At 54.1% G+C, this 16,067-nt stretch carries 15 protein-coding genes and 1 pseudogene; 10 read left to right on the top strand and 6 right to left on the bottom strand.

What is annotated here, in order from left to right; translation table 11 throughout:
* Positions 1–115: 115 nt before the first annotated feature.
* Entirely contained in the window at positions 116–769 is a 654-nt protein-coding gene (locus FAP39_RS11295) for a YggS family pyridoxal phosphate-dependent enzyme (protein ID WP_138016507.1), read from the top strand.
* 16 nt (positions 770–785) lie between these two features.
* On the opposite strand, the gene FAP39_RS11290 is transcribed toward FAP39_RS11295, so the two are convergent.
* On the bottom strand, positions 786–1,280 hold the full coding sequence (locus FAP39_RS11290) for a L,D-transpeptidase family protein (protein WP_138016506.1): 495 nt from the start codon (positions 1,278–1,280) through the stop codon (positions 786–788).
* The gene (gene ribA, locus FAP39_RS11285) at positions 1,277–2,368 is read right to left on the bottom strand and encodes a GTP cyclohydrolase II (RefSeq protein WP_138016505.1); all 1,092 of its coding nucleotides are present in this window, start codon (positions 2,366–2,368) and stop codon (positions 1,277–1,279) included. The genes FAP39_RS11290 and ribA overlap by 4 nt, the downstream gene beginning before the upstream one ends.
* Positions 2,369–2,531: 163 nt before the next feature.
* Between ribA and FAP39_RS11280 the strand changes: the two genes are divergently transcribed.
* Positions 2,532–3,218, top strand: coding sequence for a response regulator transcription factor (locus FAP39_RS11280; RefSeq protein ID WP_138016504.1), 687 nt, complete (start codon positions 2,532–2,534; stop codon positions 3,216–3,218).
* Positions 3,219–3,445: 227 nt separating this feature from the next.
* Here the strand turns inward: FAP39_RS11280 and FAP39_RS11275 are convergent, their stop codons facing one another.
* The gene (locus tag FAP39_RS11275; RefSeq protein ID WP_138016503.1) at positions 3,446–4,075 is read right to left on the bottom strand and encodes a glutathione S-transferase family protein; all 630 of its coding nucleotides are present in this window, start codon (positions 4,073–4,075) and stop codon (positions 3,446–3,448) included.
* Positions 4,076–4,271: 196 nt separating this feature from the next.
* On the opposite strand from FAP39_RS11275, the gene FAP39_RS11270 reads away from it, so the two are divergent.
* From FAP39_RS11270 to FAP39_RS11255, 4 genes are read left to right on the top strand one after another with little or no spacing between them, the layout of a single operon-like run.
* Positions 4,272–5,060 (top strand): exodeoxyribonuclease III, encoded by a 789-nt coding sequence (locus FAP39_RS11270; protein ID WP_138016502.1) that lies wholly within the window; start codon positions 4,272–4,274, stop codon positions 5,058–5,060.
* 53 nt (positions 5,061–5,113) lie between these two features.
* On the top strand, positions 5,114–6,031 hold the full coding sequence (gene trxA / locus FAP39_RS11265) for a thioredoxin (RefSeq protein WP_138016501.1): 918 nt from the start codon (positions 5,114–5,116) through the stop codon (positions 6,029–6,031).
* Positions 6,032–6,058: 27 nt separating this feature from the next.
* Positions 6,059–6,709 carry an LON peptidase substrate-binding domain-containing protein gene (locus FAP39_RS11260; protein ID WP_138016500.1) on the top strand — a complete coding sequence of 217 codons (651 nt, stop codon included), beginning with the start codon at positions 6,059–6,061 and terminating at the stop codon, positions 6,707–6,709.
* The gene (locus tag FAP39_RS11255) at positions 6,706–6,894 is read left to right on the top strand and encodes a Trm112 family protein (RefSeq protein ID WP_138016499.1); all 189 of its coding nucleotides are present in this window, start codon (positions 6,706–6,708) and stop codon (positions 6,892–6,894) included. Before FAP39_RS11260 ends, FAP39_RS11255 begins: the two co-directional genes overlap by 4 nt.
* A gap of 34 nt (positions 6,895–6,928) precedes the next feature.
* Here FAP39_RS11255 and FAP39_RS11250 read toward each other — a convergent pair whose 3' ends face one another.
* A complete protein-coding gene (locus FAP39_RS11250) occupies positions 6,929–8,143 on the bottom strand; it encodes a UbiH/UbiF/VisC/COQ6 family ubiquinone biosynthesis hydroxylase (RefSeq protein WP_138016498.1) in 1,215 nt (404 codons plus the stop codon).
* A gap of 83 nt (positions 8,144–8,226) precedes the next feature.
* Between FAP39_RS11250 and FAP39_RS11245 the strand changes: the two are divergent.
* From FAP39_RS11245 to FAP39_RS11230, 4 genes and pseudogenes are all read left to right on the top strand, one after another.
* Positions 8,227–9,550 (top strand): annotated as a pseudogene (locus FAP39_RS11245) (amidase).
* Positions 9,551–9,713: 163 nt separating this feature from the next.
* Positions 9,714–10,898 carry an aminotransferase class I/II-fold pyridoxal phosphate-dependent enzyme gene (locus tag FAP39_RS11240; RefSeq protein ID WP_138016496.1) on the top strand — a complete coding sequence of 395 codons (1,185 nt, stop codon included), beginning with the start codon at positions 9,714–9,716 and terminating at the stop codon, positions 10,896–10,898.
* 9 nt (positions 10,899–10,907) lie between these two features.
* Complete coding sequence (locus FAP39_RS11235; RefSeq protein WP_138016495.1) at positions 10,908–13,814, top strand: DNA translocase FtsK; 2,907 nt, start codon at positions 10,908–10,910, stop codon at positions 13,812–13,814.
* A 66-nt stretch (positions 13,815–13,880) separates the two neighbouring features.
* Positions 13,881–14,474 carry a LolA family protein gene (locus FAP39_RS11230; protein WP_138016494.1) on the top strand — a complete coding sequence of 198 codons (594 nt, stop codon included), beginning with the start codon at positions 13,881–13,883 and terminating at the stop codon, positions 14,472–14,474.
* 31 nt (positions 14,475–14,505) lie between these two features.
* Here FAP39_RS11230 and FAP39_RS11225 read toward each other — a convergent pair whose 3' ends face one another.
* The gene (locus tag FAP39_RS11225; protein WP_138016493.1) at positions 14,506–15,093 is read right to left on the bottom strand and encodes a transglycosylase SLT domain-containing protein; all 588 of its coding nucleotides are present in this window, start codon (positions 15,091–15,093) and stop codon (positions 14,506–14,508) included.
* Between the two features lie 75 nt (positions 15,094–15,168).
* Positions 15,169–16,050: an AEC family transporter gene (locus FAP39_RS11220; RefSeq protein WP_138016492.1), complete on the bottom strand. Its 882-nt coding sequence runs from the start codon at positions 16,048–16,050 to the stop codon at positions 15,169–15,171.
* Positions 16,051–16,067 lie beyond the last annotated feature (17 nt).

Raw genomic sequence — 16,067 nt, 5'->3', positions numbered from 1 at the left:
GTTCTAATTCCTGAACGATACGTACCTAATAGAGGGCAGGTCGAAAGACCTGCCCTTTTCTTTTGTTTAAAGATGTTGTTGTTTGCAGGCACAATATTCAAAGGCACCCATTTCTATGTCACTTGCTGAAATCACGTCTCGTATTCACAAAGCAGAACAAACTGCAGGCCGCCCGATCGGGGCGACCCAGTTGATTGCGGTTTCCAAAGTCCAACCGAACGCGCGGGTGCAGGCGGTTTTAGAAAGCGGTCACAGATTGTTTGGTGAAAACAAGGTTCAAGAAGCCGCAGGGAAATGGCCACAATTTCGCGAGCAATACGATGGCGTCTCGGTACACCTGCTAGGTCCGCTTCAAACCAACAAAGCGCGCCAAGCGATGGATTTGTTCGAGGCTATCCATTCGTTGGACCGGCCTAAGCTTGCAAATACCCTGGCGCGTTTGGCGCAAGACATGGGGAAATGTCCTGACTTGTTTATTCAGGTCAATACAGGGCAAGAGCCTCAAAAGGCGGGTGTTCTCCCCGTTGACGCGGATGCGTTCATTGCCGAATGCAGGTCTATGGACCTACCTGTTAAGGGGTTGATGTGTATTCCTCCGGTGGATGAAGAGCCGTCGCTGCATTTTGCGTTGCTGGGAAAAATTGCTGCGCGCAATGGTCTGGATGGATTATCCATGGGGATGAGTAGTGATTTTGAAAGCGCGGTGGCGCTTGGTGCGACCCATGTCCGCGTTGGATCTGCTATTTTTGGGGCGAGAGACTATAGCTAAGTCACACGCTGAGGGCCTAGCGGACAATCAGGCGGGTTCCGATGTGAAGGCGCGATGCAATCCAATATAGGTGATCACGTCGAAATGCGATACAGCCCTCGGTTGGGGCCCCTTTTCGGCGGTATTGATGCAGGAAAATGGCCGAGCCTTTGCCGGGTACGGCCTTTGGCCAATTCCAATCCGTCAGAAAAATGAGATCGTAAAGCGGGTCTGGCCGCCGCAAGTGTTCATGGCTGGGCGCGTAGGGGGCTTTGACCTGCTGATTATAGGCAGGGTCTGCACTGTCATCCGACCACAAATCCCCTATTTTGATCGGCTGGGCCCAACATGTCGGTGCAAGAATTCGATCCGGGCGATAGAGCACCCCCGTAATGTGGTGAATCCCCCGGGGTGTCGCGCCATCCCCTTCTTGCTTGGTGCTTGTCAAACCGTTGCGACCAATGGTGCAGGGAAAATGGCGCCCTAGAAACCGTAGGCCAGTGGGGGTCAACACCAAATCATTTGGCCTCACAGGAAGTGCCCCGATTTGGCGGCTTTTGTCGCCAGATAGTCAGAGTTATGCGTGTTTTCACCGACCTTCAGGGGAACGCGTTCGACGACTTTCACGCCAGATTTTTCCATCATCGCAATTTTTTTTGGATTATTGGTGAGCAAACGCACTGACGAAAACCCCATTTCTTTCAGGATTTTGGCCCCAATTTTGAAATCCCGTTCGTCGTCTTCAAACCCTAAGCGATGATTGGCTTCAACGGTATCAAAGCCTTGGTCTTGCAGGCTGTAGGCGCGCATTTTGTTGGCGAGCCCGATGCCGCGACCTTCTTGATTGAGATACAGCAAGACCCCGTGACCCAGCGTTCCCATCTGGTTAAGTGCACCGCGAAGCTGTGGGCCACAGTCACACTTGAGGCTGCCTAATACATCTCCGGTAAAACAGGCGGAATGCAAACGTGCCAATACTGGCGCGTCGCGAGGTGGGCGGCCGATTTCAATGGCATAATGCTCTTCTCCTCCGTCTTCGGGGCGAAAGATATGAAGTCGTCCGGCCTCTGCAGCCTCCATTGGCAACCGAGCATGGACCACCGGATGCATGGGGCTGGTTGCCTTGAGATGGGGGGACGCCAAATCAACTGGAATCACAGTCAGGCCGTGATCTAATGCAAACTGACCTGCCTCTTGCAACGGCAACACCAGAACGGCAGGCAAGAGCCGCGCCGACTTGACCATCTTGATTGCGGCACGATGCAAGTCTGCGGACCCGTCACGCAGCGTTCGCAAGGGACCCTTCATCGGACTGTTTAGATCATCGGCAGGATCGGCCACGCCCTGAACCCACTTGAGATCAGCATCACTCGGTAGGGCAATGCGCGCAATGTCAGCATCGTATGCTCTGGCTTTTAATGTTTCCGCACGCCGAGATGTAATAGTGAGAGACAACTCGCCGTCCAGTGCGCGCAGGTCTAAAAAACGTTTTGCATCCAGTGTTTCGGCTGCAAATACCAACGCCGCTGCGGGACCATATGTTAATACGATGGGCACCCCCATACGCAAATCTGCTCGGGCGCGCGCAAGGCGTTCGATAATGTCGGGTGCAAAACGCATAGTGACCTCGAATTGACAACACAGCAGGTGTAGCGACGTTTCCGATAAGATGAAACATTTGACATCGCATTTACACGAGCGCGTGAAGGAAGTGCAGCATTTCTTGTCGAAGTCGTGAAGGCGCTCCACATAGGCTATACAAAAGAGGCAACAGGAGGCACCGATGGCCCAGCTTAAGAAAATTTTATTAGTCGATGACGATGAAGATCTGCGCGAAGCCCTGTCTGAACAGATGGTAATGACCGAAGATTTCGACGTGTTCGAGGCTGGGAACGGATCCGAAGCGATGGCCCGCGCCAAAGACAGCCTTTATGACATGATCATTCTCGACGTCGGCTTGCCTGATACCGATGGCCGCGAGCTGTGCAAACTGATGCGCAAGCAAGGGGTCAAGAGCCCGATCTTGATGTTGACTGGACATGATAGCGACGCGGACACCATTCTTGGACTGGATGCGGGTGCCAATGACTATGTGACAAAGCCGTTCAAGTTTCCGGTATTGTTGGCGCGGATCAGGGCACAACTGCGCCAGCACGAGCAATCCGAAGACGCTGTGTTTCAATTGGGCCCATATACGTTCAAACCCTCGATGAAGATGCTGATCACCGAAGATGACCGCAAAATTCGACTGACCGAGAAAGAAACGAATATTCTCAAGTTTCTGTACCGGACCTCGGATGGGGTCGTTGCGCGGGATGTATTGTTACACGAAGTGTGGGGCTATAATGCTGGCGTCACCACGCATACGCTTGAAACCCACATCTATCGTTTGCGCCAAAAGATCGAACCCGACCCCTCGAACGCACGGCTGTTGATCACCGAATCCGGCGGTTACCGGCTGATGGCTTAGGTGTGAAAGAGGTTGGAAACAATTGCGCAATACTTTGATGCAATCTTGGGATGTACCAAAGTGAGACTATTACAGCTCAATTAGGCAAATGCATTCCATCCCGTGCATATCCGGGTGTTTGATATGCTCCTCCCCGTAGGACTGGCCCGGACTTGTTCCGGGCCTTTTTTTGTGCGCGCATATGTCCACGAAGGACAGGCTCGTACGATGTCGTCAGGTATCGATCACTACAAGGACGCGCTTGGGCGTGCCTTGATGTGCGCATACCAACGTTTCAGATTTGGGTGGGTGTCTTCGACGCGATATTTCACAACGCGTGCAAAATCTACGAACACAAAGGTTGTAATATCCGCCAGCGTAAACTGGTTGGTTGCCACATAGGTGCGGTTCTGTAGATGCGTCTCAAGCATGTCAAAGAACAACCCCAGACGCTGTATGCCGCGTTGGGCAAGCTCGGGAATTTGATCGAAATTGGTCGTACCCGGAATTGCGCGGCCTTTCATGTGTGGATTGGAATTGCGCAGGGCCTCGGCAATGGGCAGGCCACATTGTGCCTCTGCAATGGCTGTCCACATCATTATGTCGGCTTTTTCGTCGGCGGTTACACCCATCAGTGGCGGCTGGGGGTACATGGCCTCTAGATACGTCGCGATGGCAAGGTTTTCGGTTAGGGCGTTCCCTTGCGCCGTGACAAGAACCGGAACGGTGCCGCGTGGATTGACCGACAAGAACTCGGGGGAGAGTTGTTGGTGCTTGGAAATGGAAATCTCACGCGTCGGAATTTCCAGACCCTTTTCGGCAATGAACATCCGCGCACGTCGCGGGCTTGGCGCTGTGGCGCAATCGTAAAACAACATGGGCATATCCATTTTTTTGGTCGTTTCAGTGTTTACGCATAACATTGACTTGTCGAGACACAGGTTAAGCGACGTGGCGTAGTCGAGGTGCGTGTATGTCTCGCCGTTCTGCCTGTGGTTTTCTGTTTTGGAATTGCGCATGGTAAGTTTTGGCTTGCGGGGCTAACTATGGGCCACACAAAAACGGAGCGCGCAAATGTCATTCACTCTGGCGACATGGAATATCAACTCTGTACGACTTCGCGAACCCATTGTTCTGAAGTTGCTAGAGGAGCAGGCCCCCGATGTGCTGTGTCTGCAAGAATGCAAAAGTCCGGTGGATAAAATTCCGACCGAAGGGTTTGCGGCACTTGGGTACACCCACATGGTTGCAAGAGGGCAGAAGGGCTATAATGGCGTTGCGATCCTGTCCAAAATTCCCATGGTCGAAGCTGGCGCCGAAGATTTTGCCAGCTTGGGTCATGCGCGCCATATTGCGGGACGGCTGGAAAACGGCGTGACGATCCACAATTTTTATGTCCCTGCGGGCGGTGACGTGGCGGACCGCGAGGTCAATGAAAAGTTCGGCCAGAAGCTGGATTACCTGACCGAAATGCGGGACTGGTTTCACGCGCACAAGCCGGAAAAATCTGTCTTGGTGGGGGACTTGAATATTGCCCCGCGCGAGGATGATGTCTGGTCTCACAAGAAACTGCTGAAAGTCGTCAGTCACACGCCGATCGAAGTGGAGCATCTGGCCCAAACGCAAGAGTCAGGCGCATGGGTTGATGTCACGCGTCAGGATATTCCGGATGGCCCGCTTTATAGTTGGTGGTCATATCGTGCCAAAGACTGGTCTGCAGCAGACAAAGGGCGGCGTTTGGATCACGTCTGGGCGACATCTGACATTTCGAATGCAGCACACGGCAGCCGCGTATACCGCGACGCGCGCGGATGGGAAAAACCAAGCGATCATGCCCCTGTTTTTGCAAGCTTTGATCTTTGATTTTTGTGTTTACAGGCCCATATAGAGGCCAACGGATTTAGAGGACGACGAACATGCTTGAACTGGGACAAGGCAGCACGGCTGCGCCCGCAAACGATCTGATAATGGACGTGAGCGAAGCGACATTTATGCAGGACGTTGTCGAAGCGTCGCAAACCACACCAGTGATCGTGGATTTTTGGGCCCCTTGGTGTGGCCCTTGCAAGACACTGGGGCCAGCGCTTGAGGCGGCTGTAACCGCCGCAGGTGGCGCCGTTAAAATGGCCAAAATCAATGTCGATGAAAACCAGGGGATCGCCGGACAAATGCAAATTCAGTCTATTCCGACTGTTTTCGCGTTTTACCAAGGCCAACCTGTGGACGGGTTTCAGGGCGCATTGCCCCCATCCGAAATCCAAGCGTTTGTAGACCGCGTAATTGAGGCAGGCGGTGGCCCTGTGGACAATGGTCTTGATGATGCCGTTGCTGCTGCCGAGGAAATGCTGACCGAAGGGGACGCGCAAGGCGCGGGCGAAACCTTTGCCGCGATTCTGGAACAAGACCAAAGCCATATTGTTGCTTTTGCTGGGCTTGCACGTGCAAACATCGCAATGGATGCGCTGGATCAAGCCGAGGCTGTTTTGAACGGTGCCCCCGCAGAGATGGCAGATGCCCCCGAACTTGAGGCGGTGCGCGCACAGCTGGAGTTGGCGCGGCAGGCAGAGCATGCGGGTCCGGTGGCCGAGCTTCGCGCTGCGGTGGCACAAAATCCTGATGACTTGCAGGCGCGGTTTGATCTGGCGACGGCGTTGCATGCGGCGGGTGACGCACAAGAGGCGGTGACCGAGTTGCTTGAATTGTTCCGAATGGATCGCGAGTGGAATGAGGGTGCCGCCAAGGCGCAACTGTTCACTGTTTTTGAAGCCTTGCCAGCGAATGACCCGATTGTGTTGAATGGTCGTCGCAAGCTGAGTTCAATGATCTTTGCGTAATCTCGGAATACAGGTAGTCTGAAGCCTATGGTTCATTTCAATGCTTCGGACTTGCCTGATACGATTGCGGTCTTCCCCCTGCCGGGAGCGTTGCTGTTGCCACGTTCTCGGTTACCATTGCATATCTTTGAACCTCGGTATCTTGCGATGTTCGAGGATGCGCTGAAAACACCAAGCCGGCTCATTGGGATGATCCAACCCAATCCCGTCCCAGGTCGTGACGAGGCGGGGCTTCATGCTATTGGCTGCGTCGGGCGCGTCACCCAATTTTCCGAGACTGAGGACAACCGATACTTGGTGACCCTAACGGGTCTTTCCCGTTTTCGGGTGATCCGCGAAGTAGACGGGTTTCAACCCTATCGTCGTTGCGTGGTTAGTTGGGAGGGTTTCCAAAGTGATTTGGGGCCCACAAACCGCGATGAGGCCTTTGATCGCGTCGCATTTCTAACGTTGTTAGAACGATATTTTGCGACCCTTGATCTGGCGACAGATTGGGACACGCTTAAGGATGCCGAAGATGAATTGTTGATCAATTCGCTGTCGATGCTGCTGGATTTTGGCGCAGAAGATAAACAGGCCTTGCTCGAGGCGCCATCTTTGCGCACAAGACGTGAAACATTGGTGACCTTAATGGAATTTGCCCTGCGCGGCGGCACAGGAGAGGACTTTATGCAATGACAGAGATATCCACACAGCAATTTGATCGGCGCATGCTCGAGGCACTTGTCTGCCCTCAAACTCGGGGCGTTTTGAAATATGATGCTGATGCACAGGAATTGATTTCCGTGGGGGCCGCCTTGGCCTTTCCTATTCGAAACGGCATTCCAGTCATGTTGATCGACGAAGCACGCGCACTGGATTGACAGTTCCGCAGCACCGCCCGAGCGGTGCGCGATCCTATTGCATCATTTTTGGTAACTCGCCTGTTAGGCCTGCCGCTTCACGCATGAACGTGCGGCGCAAGCTGGGGGTGGCGTTCACAAGTCCCATGCCAAGATCACGCCCAAAGCGCAGGATGGGATTGTCGTTCGAGAACAGTTTGTTTGTCAAATCCGTGGCTGCAACAAGCGCATGTGTGTCAAAGCGGCGCCATTCTTGATATCGCTCCAAGACCTGAAGTGCTGCGAAATCTTCGCCGCGTTGGTTGGCTTGGGTCAGGATTTCGACCAAGGCCGCAACATCCCGCAACCCCGCGTTTAGACCTTGCCCTGCGATCGGGTGCATACCGTGTGCGGCGTCACCAACCAATGCCACCCGATCTGCCACAAAGTGATTTGCGACAGTCAGATTGAGAGGATAGCTAAAGCGGGCGCCGGCCAGCTCTATCTTACCCAAGAAATCGCCAAACCTTGGTCGAAGAACCTGCATATAGTCCTCATCACTCAGGCCGTTGATGAATGCTGCGTTCTTGTTGGTCTCGCTCCAAACGATGGACGACATGTTCCCGGGCAGAGGTAAAATTGCCAAAGGTCCAGGGGGCATGAAAAACTGGTGTGCCACTCCGCCGTGCGGTTTTTCATGAGAGATGGCGCAAACCAGCGCTGTTTGCCCATAATCCCAACCGGTGCGCTTAATCTGGGCGCGTTGGGCAACACCGCTTTGGCGACCGTCGCATCCGACCAACAGACGTGTGCGCAGCGTCTTGCCGGATGCAAGCGTAACGCGAACCCCTGTTGCGTCGATGACTTGTGACACAACGCTGTCTTCAGAGATTTTGGTGATCCGTTCTTCTTCGCTTACAGCATCCAAAAAGGCGCGGTATAAAAAACGGTCCTCAAGCATGAACCCCATGGGGCCCTCTTCGATTTCGGCATGATCAAAGTGCAAGAAGAACGGCGCTGGACCTTCGCCCGCACGCCCATCGGTGACTTTGATTTCAAGCATGGGCTGGGCGTTCTGGTCCACCCTCTTCCAAATGCCGATAGCATTCAGCAGACGCTTGGACGCCAGCGCAAGCGCATACCCACGACCATCGAAATTGTCACCAGCCCGTGCATTTTCCGGTCGGGTGTCAACCATGGTCACATTAAATCCGGCTTGGGCAAGCCCAAGAGCGAGGGCAGGGCCATTCAAGCCGCCACCGGCAATCAATATATCGCTGTCATAGGTCATTGTTCCAATATGCGCGCGCTTACGGGATTGTCCATGAGTCGCAAGGCCGCTACCGTTAACAAGCGAGATTTTTGGGGGATATCATGTTTGACTGGCTTGGAATGAGCGCGGCCGATCTTGGGCGCGGGATCGGAAAGGGGTCCATCGACCCTGTCGCCTTGACGCAAGCTTTTTTGGGAGCCATCGACAGCCACGACGCCAGAGATCGCATATATTCGGTTGTTACCCCCGAGCGCGCGATTGCCGAGGCCGAAGCCTCTGCCGAGCGCGCGCGCAGGATATCGGTTGTCCCCCCTAGATGGCGTTCCGATCAGTTGGAAAGATCTTTTTGATAGTGCGGACGTTGCCACCGAGGCAGGGTCGGCATTGTTGCGTGGACGTGTCCCCGAACAAGATGCACAAGTATTGCGCAATGCGACGGCGATGGGTTTGGTGTGTTTGGGCAAAACGCATATGTCCGAGCTCGCCTTTTCCGGGTTGGGGTTGAACCCTGTCACGGCCACCCCACCCTGTGTCAATGACCCAAAGGCGGTGCCAGGTGGGTCGTCTTCCGGTGCTGCCGCCTCGGTTGCTTTTGGCTTGGCAGCGGCAGGCATTGGATCAGATACTGGTGGATCGGTGCGCATACCGTCGGCATGGAATGATCTGGTAGGTTTGAAAACCACCTCTGGGCGGATTTCTTGCGAGGGTGTTGTGCCGTTGTGCCAGCGTTTTGACACGGTCGGCCCCTTGTGCCGCACGGTCGAAGACGCCGCGTTGATGCTTGCGGTGCTCGAAGGTGGCCAAGCTGCAGATTTGCGCGGGGCGTCTTTGCAAGGTCGTCGCTTTGCGGTGCTCGAAGCAGGGCTGCAAGACGCCCGCGAGGCGCCTTTGGCTGGCTTTTGGCACGCTATTGAGCGGATGCAAGAAGCGGGTGCCGAGATTGAAACGATTGCAGCCCCCGAGGTCGATGCGGCCTTGGCCTTGTCTGGTGTATTATTCACCGCCGAAGCATATGGGCAATGGCGAGACGTCATCGAGGCCCACCCCGAACGGATGTTTGATCAGGTGTTGGAACGTTTCAGAGCGGGTATGATGTTTTCCGGACCGGATTTTGTGGCCGCATGGCAGGCACTGGAAAACCACCGTCAAAAATGGGCCGCACGCACATCGGGGTTCGATGCTGTGCTGCTTCCAACCTCACCTATCCTGCCTTCGGATAGCGCGCGCTTGCTGACGGATGAAGATTATTATGTCACAGAAAACCTGTTAGCGCTGCGCAATACGCGTGTTGGAAACCTGATGGGGTCTTGTGGGGTGTCGCTTCCCACGGGTGTGCCAAGTTGTGGATTGATGATGTTGGGTGCCCCAATGTCCGAGGAACGGCTGTTGCGTATGGCTGTGGCGACTGAGTTGGCGTTGGCCTAGCCAAGCCGCGTTCGAAACACGCAGAATAGGGTGACAAACATTGCGTTGACGCAAAAGCCACAACCGTTGGATTTGACGTCATTTTTCTGGACGAAAACCTGCTGCTTGGGTAACTTGGGTTCAAACGGGGCAATAATGATCCCGAACCTTGAGGCAGTTGAATATGTTTCCCGAGCGGTTTTCGAACCTTCCGGCTTACGCGTTTCCGCGTTTGCGTGCGCTTTTGGATCACCATCAACCGGGTGGTGACATTGTGCATATGACCATTGGCGAGCCGAAACATGCGTTTCCGGCGTGGGTTACCGATGTGATTTGTGAAAATGCTGCCGGATTTAACAAATACCCGCCGAATGATGGATCACCTGAATTGCTTGCGGCAATTTCCGGCTGGATTGCCCGGCGGTATGGGGTGGATGTCGATTCCTCTACACAGATTATGGCGCTCAATGGTACACGTGAGGGTCTGTATAACGCGGCGATGGCATTGTGCCCTGAAACCAAGGCAGGTCAAACCCCGTTGGTTTTGACGCCAAACCCGTTTTACCAAGTCTACGCTGTTGCCGCTGTGGCTGCGGATGCGACGCCAGTTTTTGTTCCAGCCACAGAACAGACGGGATTCTTGCCCGACTTTACAGCGCTTGCCCCCGATGTTCTGGAGCGGGTGGCAATTGCCTATGTGTGCTCGCCATCTAACCCCCAAGGTGCGGTGGCCAGCCGTGAGTACTGGGTGCAGTTGATCGCGTTGGCAGAGACATACGATTTCCAAATTTTTGCCGACGAATGTTATTCGGAAATCTATCGATCAGAGCCGCCGGTTGGGGCCCTTCAGATCGCGGCTGAGGTCGGCGCCGACCCGGAACGCGTGTTGATTTTTCATTCGTTGTCCAAGCGCAGCAATCTGCCTGGTTTGCGATCCGGATTTGTTGCGGGTGGGCCGGAAAGCATTCGCAGGCTAAAACAACTGCGTGCATATGCAGGGGCACCTTTGCCGCTTCCGCTCCAGCGCGCGGCAGAAAAGATTTGGGCCGACGAGGTCCATGTCGAGGAAAACCGCCGTCTGTATCGTGAAAAATTCGATGTGGCCGATGAGATATTTAAAGACATCGAGGGCTATCAAAGTCCCGAAGGTGGTTTCTTTCTGTGGCTACCTGTCCTAGACGGCGAGGCTGCGGCCCTGAAGGCATGGACAGAGACCGGCATTCGAGTGTTGCCCGGGGCCTATTTGAGCAGAGACACAGACGCCGGAAATCCCGGCCAAGCATTTATCCGGGTCGCTTTGGTGGCCCCAATAACCGAGATTCAGAACGCGCTGATCACATTGCGCGACTGTCTCTACGGAAAAAACTGAGGGTACAGAATGGCATATCAGGCACGAGGACGTGATCCATTGTTGGACAGCAATATGCAGGCGGCAATTGAAAAACGCGGCAAAGAGTTGGTCGGACTGATTTTGATTGTGCTGGCCCTGATGGCAAGCGCAATGATTGCATCTTATACGCCAAGCGATCCAAGCTGGATCTCTGCGACGGACGCCCCGATTCAAAACTGGATGGGGCGCATCGGTGCGTCGATTGCGGCACCTCTGTTTATGATCATCGGATGGGGTAGTTGGGGAATTGCCCTTATTCTTATGGCGTGGGGTACGCGTTTCGCTCTGCATATTGGCGAAGAACGTGCCATGGGGCGCGTGATTTTTGCACCGATTGTTCTCGCGCTTGGGGCTGTGTACGCGTCTACCCTCGTTCCCGGCGCAAGCTGGACACATAGCTTTGGTCTTGGCGGGCTTTTCGGGGATACCGTACTGGGCGCCGTTTTGACAATTTTGCCTGTTGGGGCGACCTTTGGGCTAAAGGTCATGTCGCTTTTGATGGGAGTCGCCTTTGTTGCCCTAAGCTTGTTTGTGTTGGGTTTCACCAAAGCCGAATTGCGTTTGATCGGACGTTTCCTGATTGTGGGTGTGGTGTTGACCTATGCATCTCTCATGACCCTTCTTGGGCGTGGCGTCGGCGGGGCAGCGCATGCAGCACAATCCGCAAGAGAGCGCCGTCAAGAACGCAAGGAAGCCGCAGAGCAACAGGTGAACGCCGCGGCCCAAGCCGGATGGGACCAAGCAGATATTGAACCGGATCCTGTGCTTGAGACACCGAAACCACAAGAAACACAGGCTGCCAAGCCCGGATTGCTGGCGCGCGTCCCGAACCTCATCAAGCGGGTCGAGCCAATGCCAGAGCCAGAGCTGGTGGAACCAGTGTTGGTCGCAGATATTCAGGATATGCCCGGTGATGACCGGATCAAAGCCAAGATTGCTGATGTCATTCGCAGCCGAGGACAACAGGTCGCTTCAGAGCCTATCGAAGATACGGCGCCTTTGACCAAGGGGCGCGGACGTGGACCTGATCCGTTGGTGCTTGAACCTGCACCGCACCATGTTGAATTGCCGCCTGAACCTCCTTTGACTGCGATGGGTGGGGTATTCTCAGCAGAACAAAACACAGGTGCCGCGCCCGCATTTGATGATGCACCAATGGTGGAAGATGCACCTGACTGGATGGCCGAGCGAGAATGGGTTGAAGACGAACTTATCGAGCCACTCCCGTTGACAGAAGCCCCAAAAATCGCGCCCGCTGCGCCGGTTATCCCGGTCGCAGAGCCGCGTAAGGTTGTGCAACATGCGCCACGCAAGGCGACGGCCCCGTCAAGCCGCGCCAAAGCCGAAGCCCAGCCTTCGCTTGCGTTTGAGGAGAAAGCGTCAGACTTTGAATTGCCGCCCCTCAGCCTGTTGGCCAATCCGATGGATATCAAACGTCACCATCTGAGCGATGATGCGTTGGAAGAAAATGCGCGCCTCTTGGAAACTGTCTTGGATGACTATGGCGTCAAGGGCGAGATCGTCTCGGTGCGTCCTGGCCCCGTGGTCACGATGTACGAGCTTGAGCCTGCGCCCGGCTTGAAAGCTAGCCGTGTGATTGGTTTGGCAGATGATATTGCCCGCTCCATGTCGGCACTTTCGGCACGTGTTTCCACCGTTCCGGGCCGAAGTGTAATCGGGATCGAACTTCCGAATGAAAATCGGGAAAAAGTGGTCTTGCGGGAAATTCTGTCGGCACGAGATTTTGGAGACAGCAACATGAAGCTGGCTCTGGCGCTGGGCAAAGACATCGGCGGTGACGCGATGGTCGCGAATTTGGCCAAGATGCCTCACTTGTTGATTGCTGGGACAACTGGTTCGGGTAAATCCGTTGCGATCAACACCATGATCCTGTCTTTGTTGTACAAGCTGACACCGGAAGAATGCCGGTTGATCATGATCGATCCCAAGATGCTTGAACTTTCGGTGTATGACGGAATTCCTCATCTTCTTTCGCCCGTTGTGACCGACCCCAAGAAAGCGGTTGTTGCCTTGAAATGGGTGGTCGGCGAAATGGAAGAGCGGTATCGCAAGATGTCCAAAATGGGCGTGCGCAATATCGATGGATACAACGGGCGCGTCGCGGATGCTTTGGCCAAAGGTGAAACCTTTAACCGGACAGTTCAAACCGGATTTGATGATGACACGGGCGAACCCGTCTTTGAATCCGAGGAAATAATGCCAGAAAAAATGCCCTATATCGTCGTTGTCGTCGACGAAATGGCAGATTTGATGATGGTGGCAGGCAAAGAGATCGAGGCCTGTATCCAACGCTTGGCTCAAATGGCGCGTGCGTCGGGGATTCACCTGATTATGGCGACCCAGAGACCATCGGTGGATGTCATCACGGGCACGATCAAGGCAAACTTCCCAACCCGAATTTCGTTCCAAGTGACTTCGAAAATCGACAGCCGTACGATTTTGGGTGAAATGGGGGCTGAGCAGCTGTTGGGTATGGGGGACATGCTTTACATGGCGGGTGGCGCCAAAATCACTCGTTGCCATGGTCCGTTTGTGAGTGATGAAGAAGTCGAAGAAATCGTCAATCACCTTAAGTCATTCGGTGCGCCGGAATATGTCAGTGGCGTTGTTGAAGGCGTTGAAGATGATCAAGCCAGCAGCATTGATGCGGTTCTTGGTCTGGGTGGAAATACAGATGGCGAGGACGCGTTGTATGATACGGCCGTCGCCATTGTGATCAAAGACCGCAAGTGTTCGACGTCGTATATCCAGCGCAAGTTGGCGATCGGGTATAACAAAGCGGCGCGTCTTGTCGAGCAAATGGAAGATCAAGGGTTGGTGAGCCCCGCAAACCATGTAGGCAAACGTGAGATTTTGGTTCCTGAGCAACATTAGGCCGAAACGCAAATGTGATCCCTGCCGGGGCTGGTGTCTGGGCGGGGAACGACTAGGTATATGGTCATGAGTATTCTACGATATATGATTGCCCCCGCGGTCTTGGTGGCGATGGCGACAACGGCAACCGCAGAACAGTTGTCTTTGAACGAAATCTCCGGCTATCTTAACGCAATGAAAACGGCGCAGTCGGCTTTTACCCAGATCAATGGTGATGGTTCTATTTCTACAGGGCGCGTGTATATCAAACGCCCTGGTCGCGTGCGGTTTGAATACGATCCGCCAGAAGAAGCGATGGTTTTGGCGAGCGCCAACACGGTGGCAATCTTTGACGGCCGGTCAAATCAACCGCCAGAGACATATCCGCTCAGACGTACGCCGCTTTCTGTGATTTTGGCACGCAATGTGAACTTGGCCAAAGCAAATATGGTTGTCGGGCACGATTACGACGGAACCGCCACGACGGTGACAGCGCAAGAACCCGAGCATCCTGAATACGGCAATATTCAACTCAAGTTCACGGCCAATCCCGTCGAGTTGCGCCAGTGGATTATCAATGACAACGCGGGTGGCCAAACCACAGTCATTTTGGGCGAAATGGAACAAGGCGTTCCGCTCAAAAATACGTTGTTCAATATTGAGATGCACATACGAAAATAGCCCCGTTTTCTAAGAAAGACGGGGCCATCGATTATCTGATACGGGCGCATTTCTCGAGCTGAAAACGATAATCTTCCGCGCGGTCTTCGACCTTTTGGGACACACGCATGAGCCACGATTTGTTGCGATAGGTCCCTCTGGCGTATCCCGTGTGGCCTTCATGATAGGCGAGATACTGATTTTTAGCATCAGATAGAGGAATACCGTTTTTCTCGCGGGTTTGGTTCATATACCAGCCCATGAAATCTGTGGCGTCTTTGATATTGTCGCGCTTCGCACCACGGTTTCCGGTTTCACGTCGGTATTGGTCCCATGTGGCATCAAGAGCTTGGGCGTATCCATATGCGCTGCTTTGGCGGCCCATCGGCAAAACACCCAATACATATTTATAAGGCGTTCGCGCATCCGAGTCGAATTTGCTTTCTTGATACAGAATCGCCATCTGGACGTTCACAGGAACATCCCAGCGACGTTTTGTGGCTTTGAATGCCTTGATGAATTGCGGGCGCTGCTTGAGGATCGAACAAGCGTCATCCAGATTGCGCGGCGGGGAATCGTACCCACCACCACAGGATGCCACTAACATCAGAACGACAATCGCGCGAAAGAATCTGCTCATTGGCCTCTCGCAAAGTTTATTATTTTGCCTAACCTTATCCTATTGGGGCGGGTGTGAAAATCACATTCCTGCGCGTCACAAGATTAGCCCGAGCAATAGCGGCAGACCAGCAACGGAAATCACGGTCGACACAACGACGAACCCAGCGACTGACTGGCTATCGGCGCCATATTTTTCTGCCAATAAGTAGGCTGTGACCGCGACGGGAGTGGCAAGTTGGAGCACCAGCACCCCGAACGAGGTCGCATCAAGATCAAAAATGACGGCCAGCCCCCAACCGATAACGGCACACACTCCGAATTTGGCGACTGATAACCATATCGCCGTGGACACATGTGTTGGCGACAATCGGGCGATGGCAACGCCAAGTGTCATGAGCATGAGCGGGATTGCCATTTGTCCGATCAACTCAAGTGTATTGGTCACGAAAGGCGGTGTTTCCCAACCCTGCCAGAGAAATACAGCCCCTAGCAACGTCGCCCAAATCATCGGCTCTCGGAGCATCTTGTCATATGATCCGCGGCCCGCGACCAACCCGATTCCGATGGTGAACGAAAGCACCGCACTTACCGCGAGCAAGACAACCGCCCGTTCAAGTCCTGGTTGGCCAAATGCAAACAATGCCAATGGCAGCCCAAGGTTCCCCGTGTTTCCAAAAATAAATGGGGCCCAATATGTGCGGGTGTTGAGGCCAGAGATCTTCAACAGAACCCAACCAACGATCATAATTGCGCCGTATCCGGCCACAGAGGCCAGTGTCAGTTTCCAGAGCGCGCCAAGATCGACGTTTGTCTTCATCAGCGCAGTGAAAATCAGGCATGGAACGGCGAGCGTCATAGCAAGGCGCGTGATGAACTGTATCGGATAGTCAAAGCCCGCCTTGACCCACGTAAACCCGATACCTGCCATGAAAAAGACGGGAGCGACAATTTCAAGGACGGTCAGAGCAAGGTTCACAAACTGTTTCCTTAAAA

This window comes from Shimia litoralis (assembly GCF_005518135.1).
GTDB classification, from domain to species: Bacteria; Pseudomonadota; Alphaproteobacteria; order Rhodobacterales; family Rhodobacteraceae; genus Shimia_E; species Shimia_E litoralis.
The sequence above is the reverse complement of the archived record's forward strand: the minus strand, read 5'-3'. Positions and strand labels throughout refer to the sequence as shown.

Bases quoted from the DNA above. Each gene is read 5' to 3' on its own strand.
- FAP39_RS11295 (WP_138016507.1), top strand. From the start codon at position 116: ATGTCACTTGCTGAAATCACGTCTCGTATTCACAAAGCAGAACAAACT.
- ribA (WP_138016505.1), bottom strand. From the start codon at position 2,368: ATGCGTTTTGCACCCGACATTATCGAACGCCTTGCGCGCGCCCGAGCA.
- FAP39_RS11280 (WP_138016504.1), top strand. From the start codon at position 2,532: ATGGCCCAGCTTAAGAAAATTTTATTAGTCGATGACGATGAAGATCTG.
- FAP39_RS11275 (WP_138016503.1), bottom strand. From the start codon at position 4,075: ATGTTGTTTTACGATTGCGCCACAGCGCCAAGCCCGCGACGTGCGCGG.
- FAP39_RS11270 (WP_138016502.1), top strand. From the start codon at position 4,272: ATGTCATTCACTCTGGCGACATGGAATATCAACTCTGTACGACTTCGC.
- trxA (WP_138016501.1), top strand. From the start codon at position 5,114: ATGCTTGAACTGGGACAAGGCAGCACGGCTGCGCCCGCAAACGATCTG.
- FAP39_RS11260 (WP_138016500.1), top strand. From the start codon at position 6,059: ATGGTTCATTTCAATGCTTCGGACTTGCCTGATACGATTGCGGTCTTC.
- FAP39_RS11255 (WP_138016499.1), top strand. From the start codon at position 6,706: ATGACAGAGATATCCACACAGCAATTTGATCGGCGCATGCTCGAGGCA.
- FAP39_RS11250 (WP_138016498.1), bottom strand. From the start codon at position 8,143: ATGACCTATGACAGCGATATATTGATTGCCGGTGGCGGCTTGAATGGC.
- FAP39_RS11240 (WP_138016496.1), top strand. From the start codon at position 9,714: ATGTTTCCCGAGCGGTTTTCGAACCTTCCGGCTTACGCGTTTCCGCGT.
- FAP39_RS11235 (WP_138016495.1), top strand. From the start codon at position 10,908: ATGGCATATCAGGCACGAGGACGTGATCCATTGTTGGACAGCAATATG.
- FAP39_RS11230 (WP_138016494.1), top strand. From the start codon at position 13,881: ATGAGTATTCTACGATATATGATTGCCCCCGCGGTCTTGGTGGCGATG.
- FAP39_RS11225 (WP_138016493.1), bottom strand. From the start codon at position 15,093: ATGAGCAGATTCTTTCGCGCGATTGTCGTTCTGATGTTAGTGGCATCC.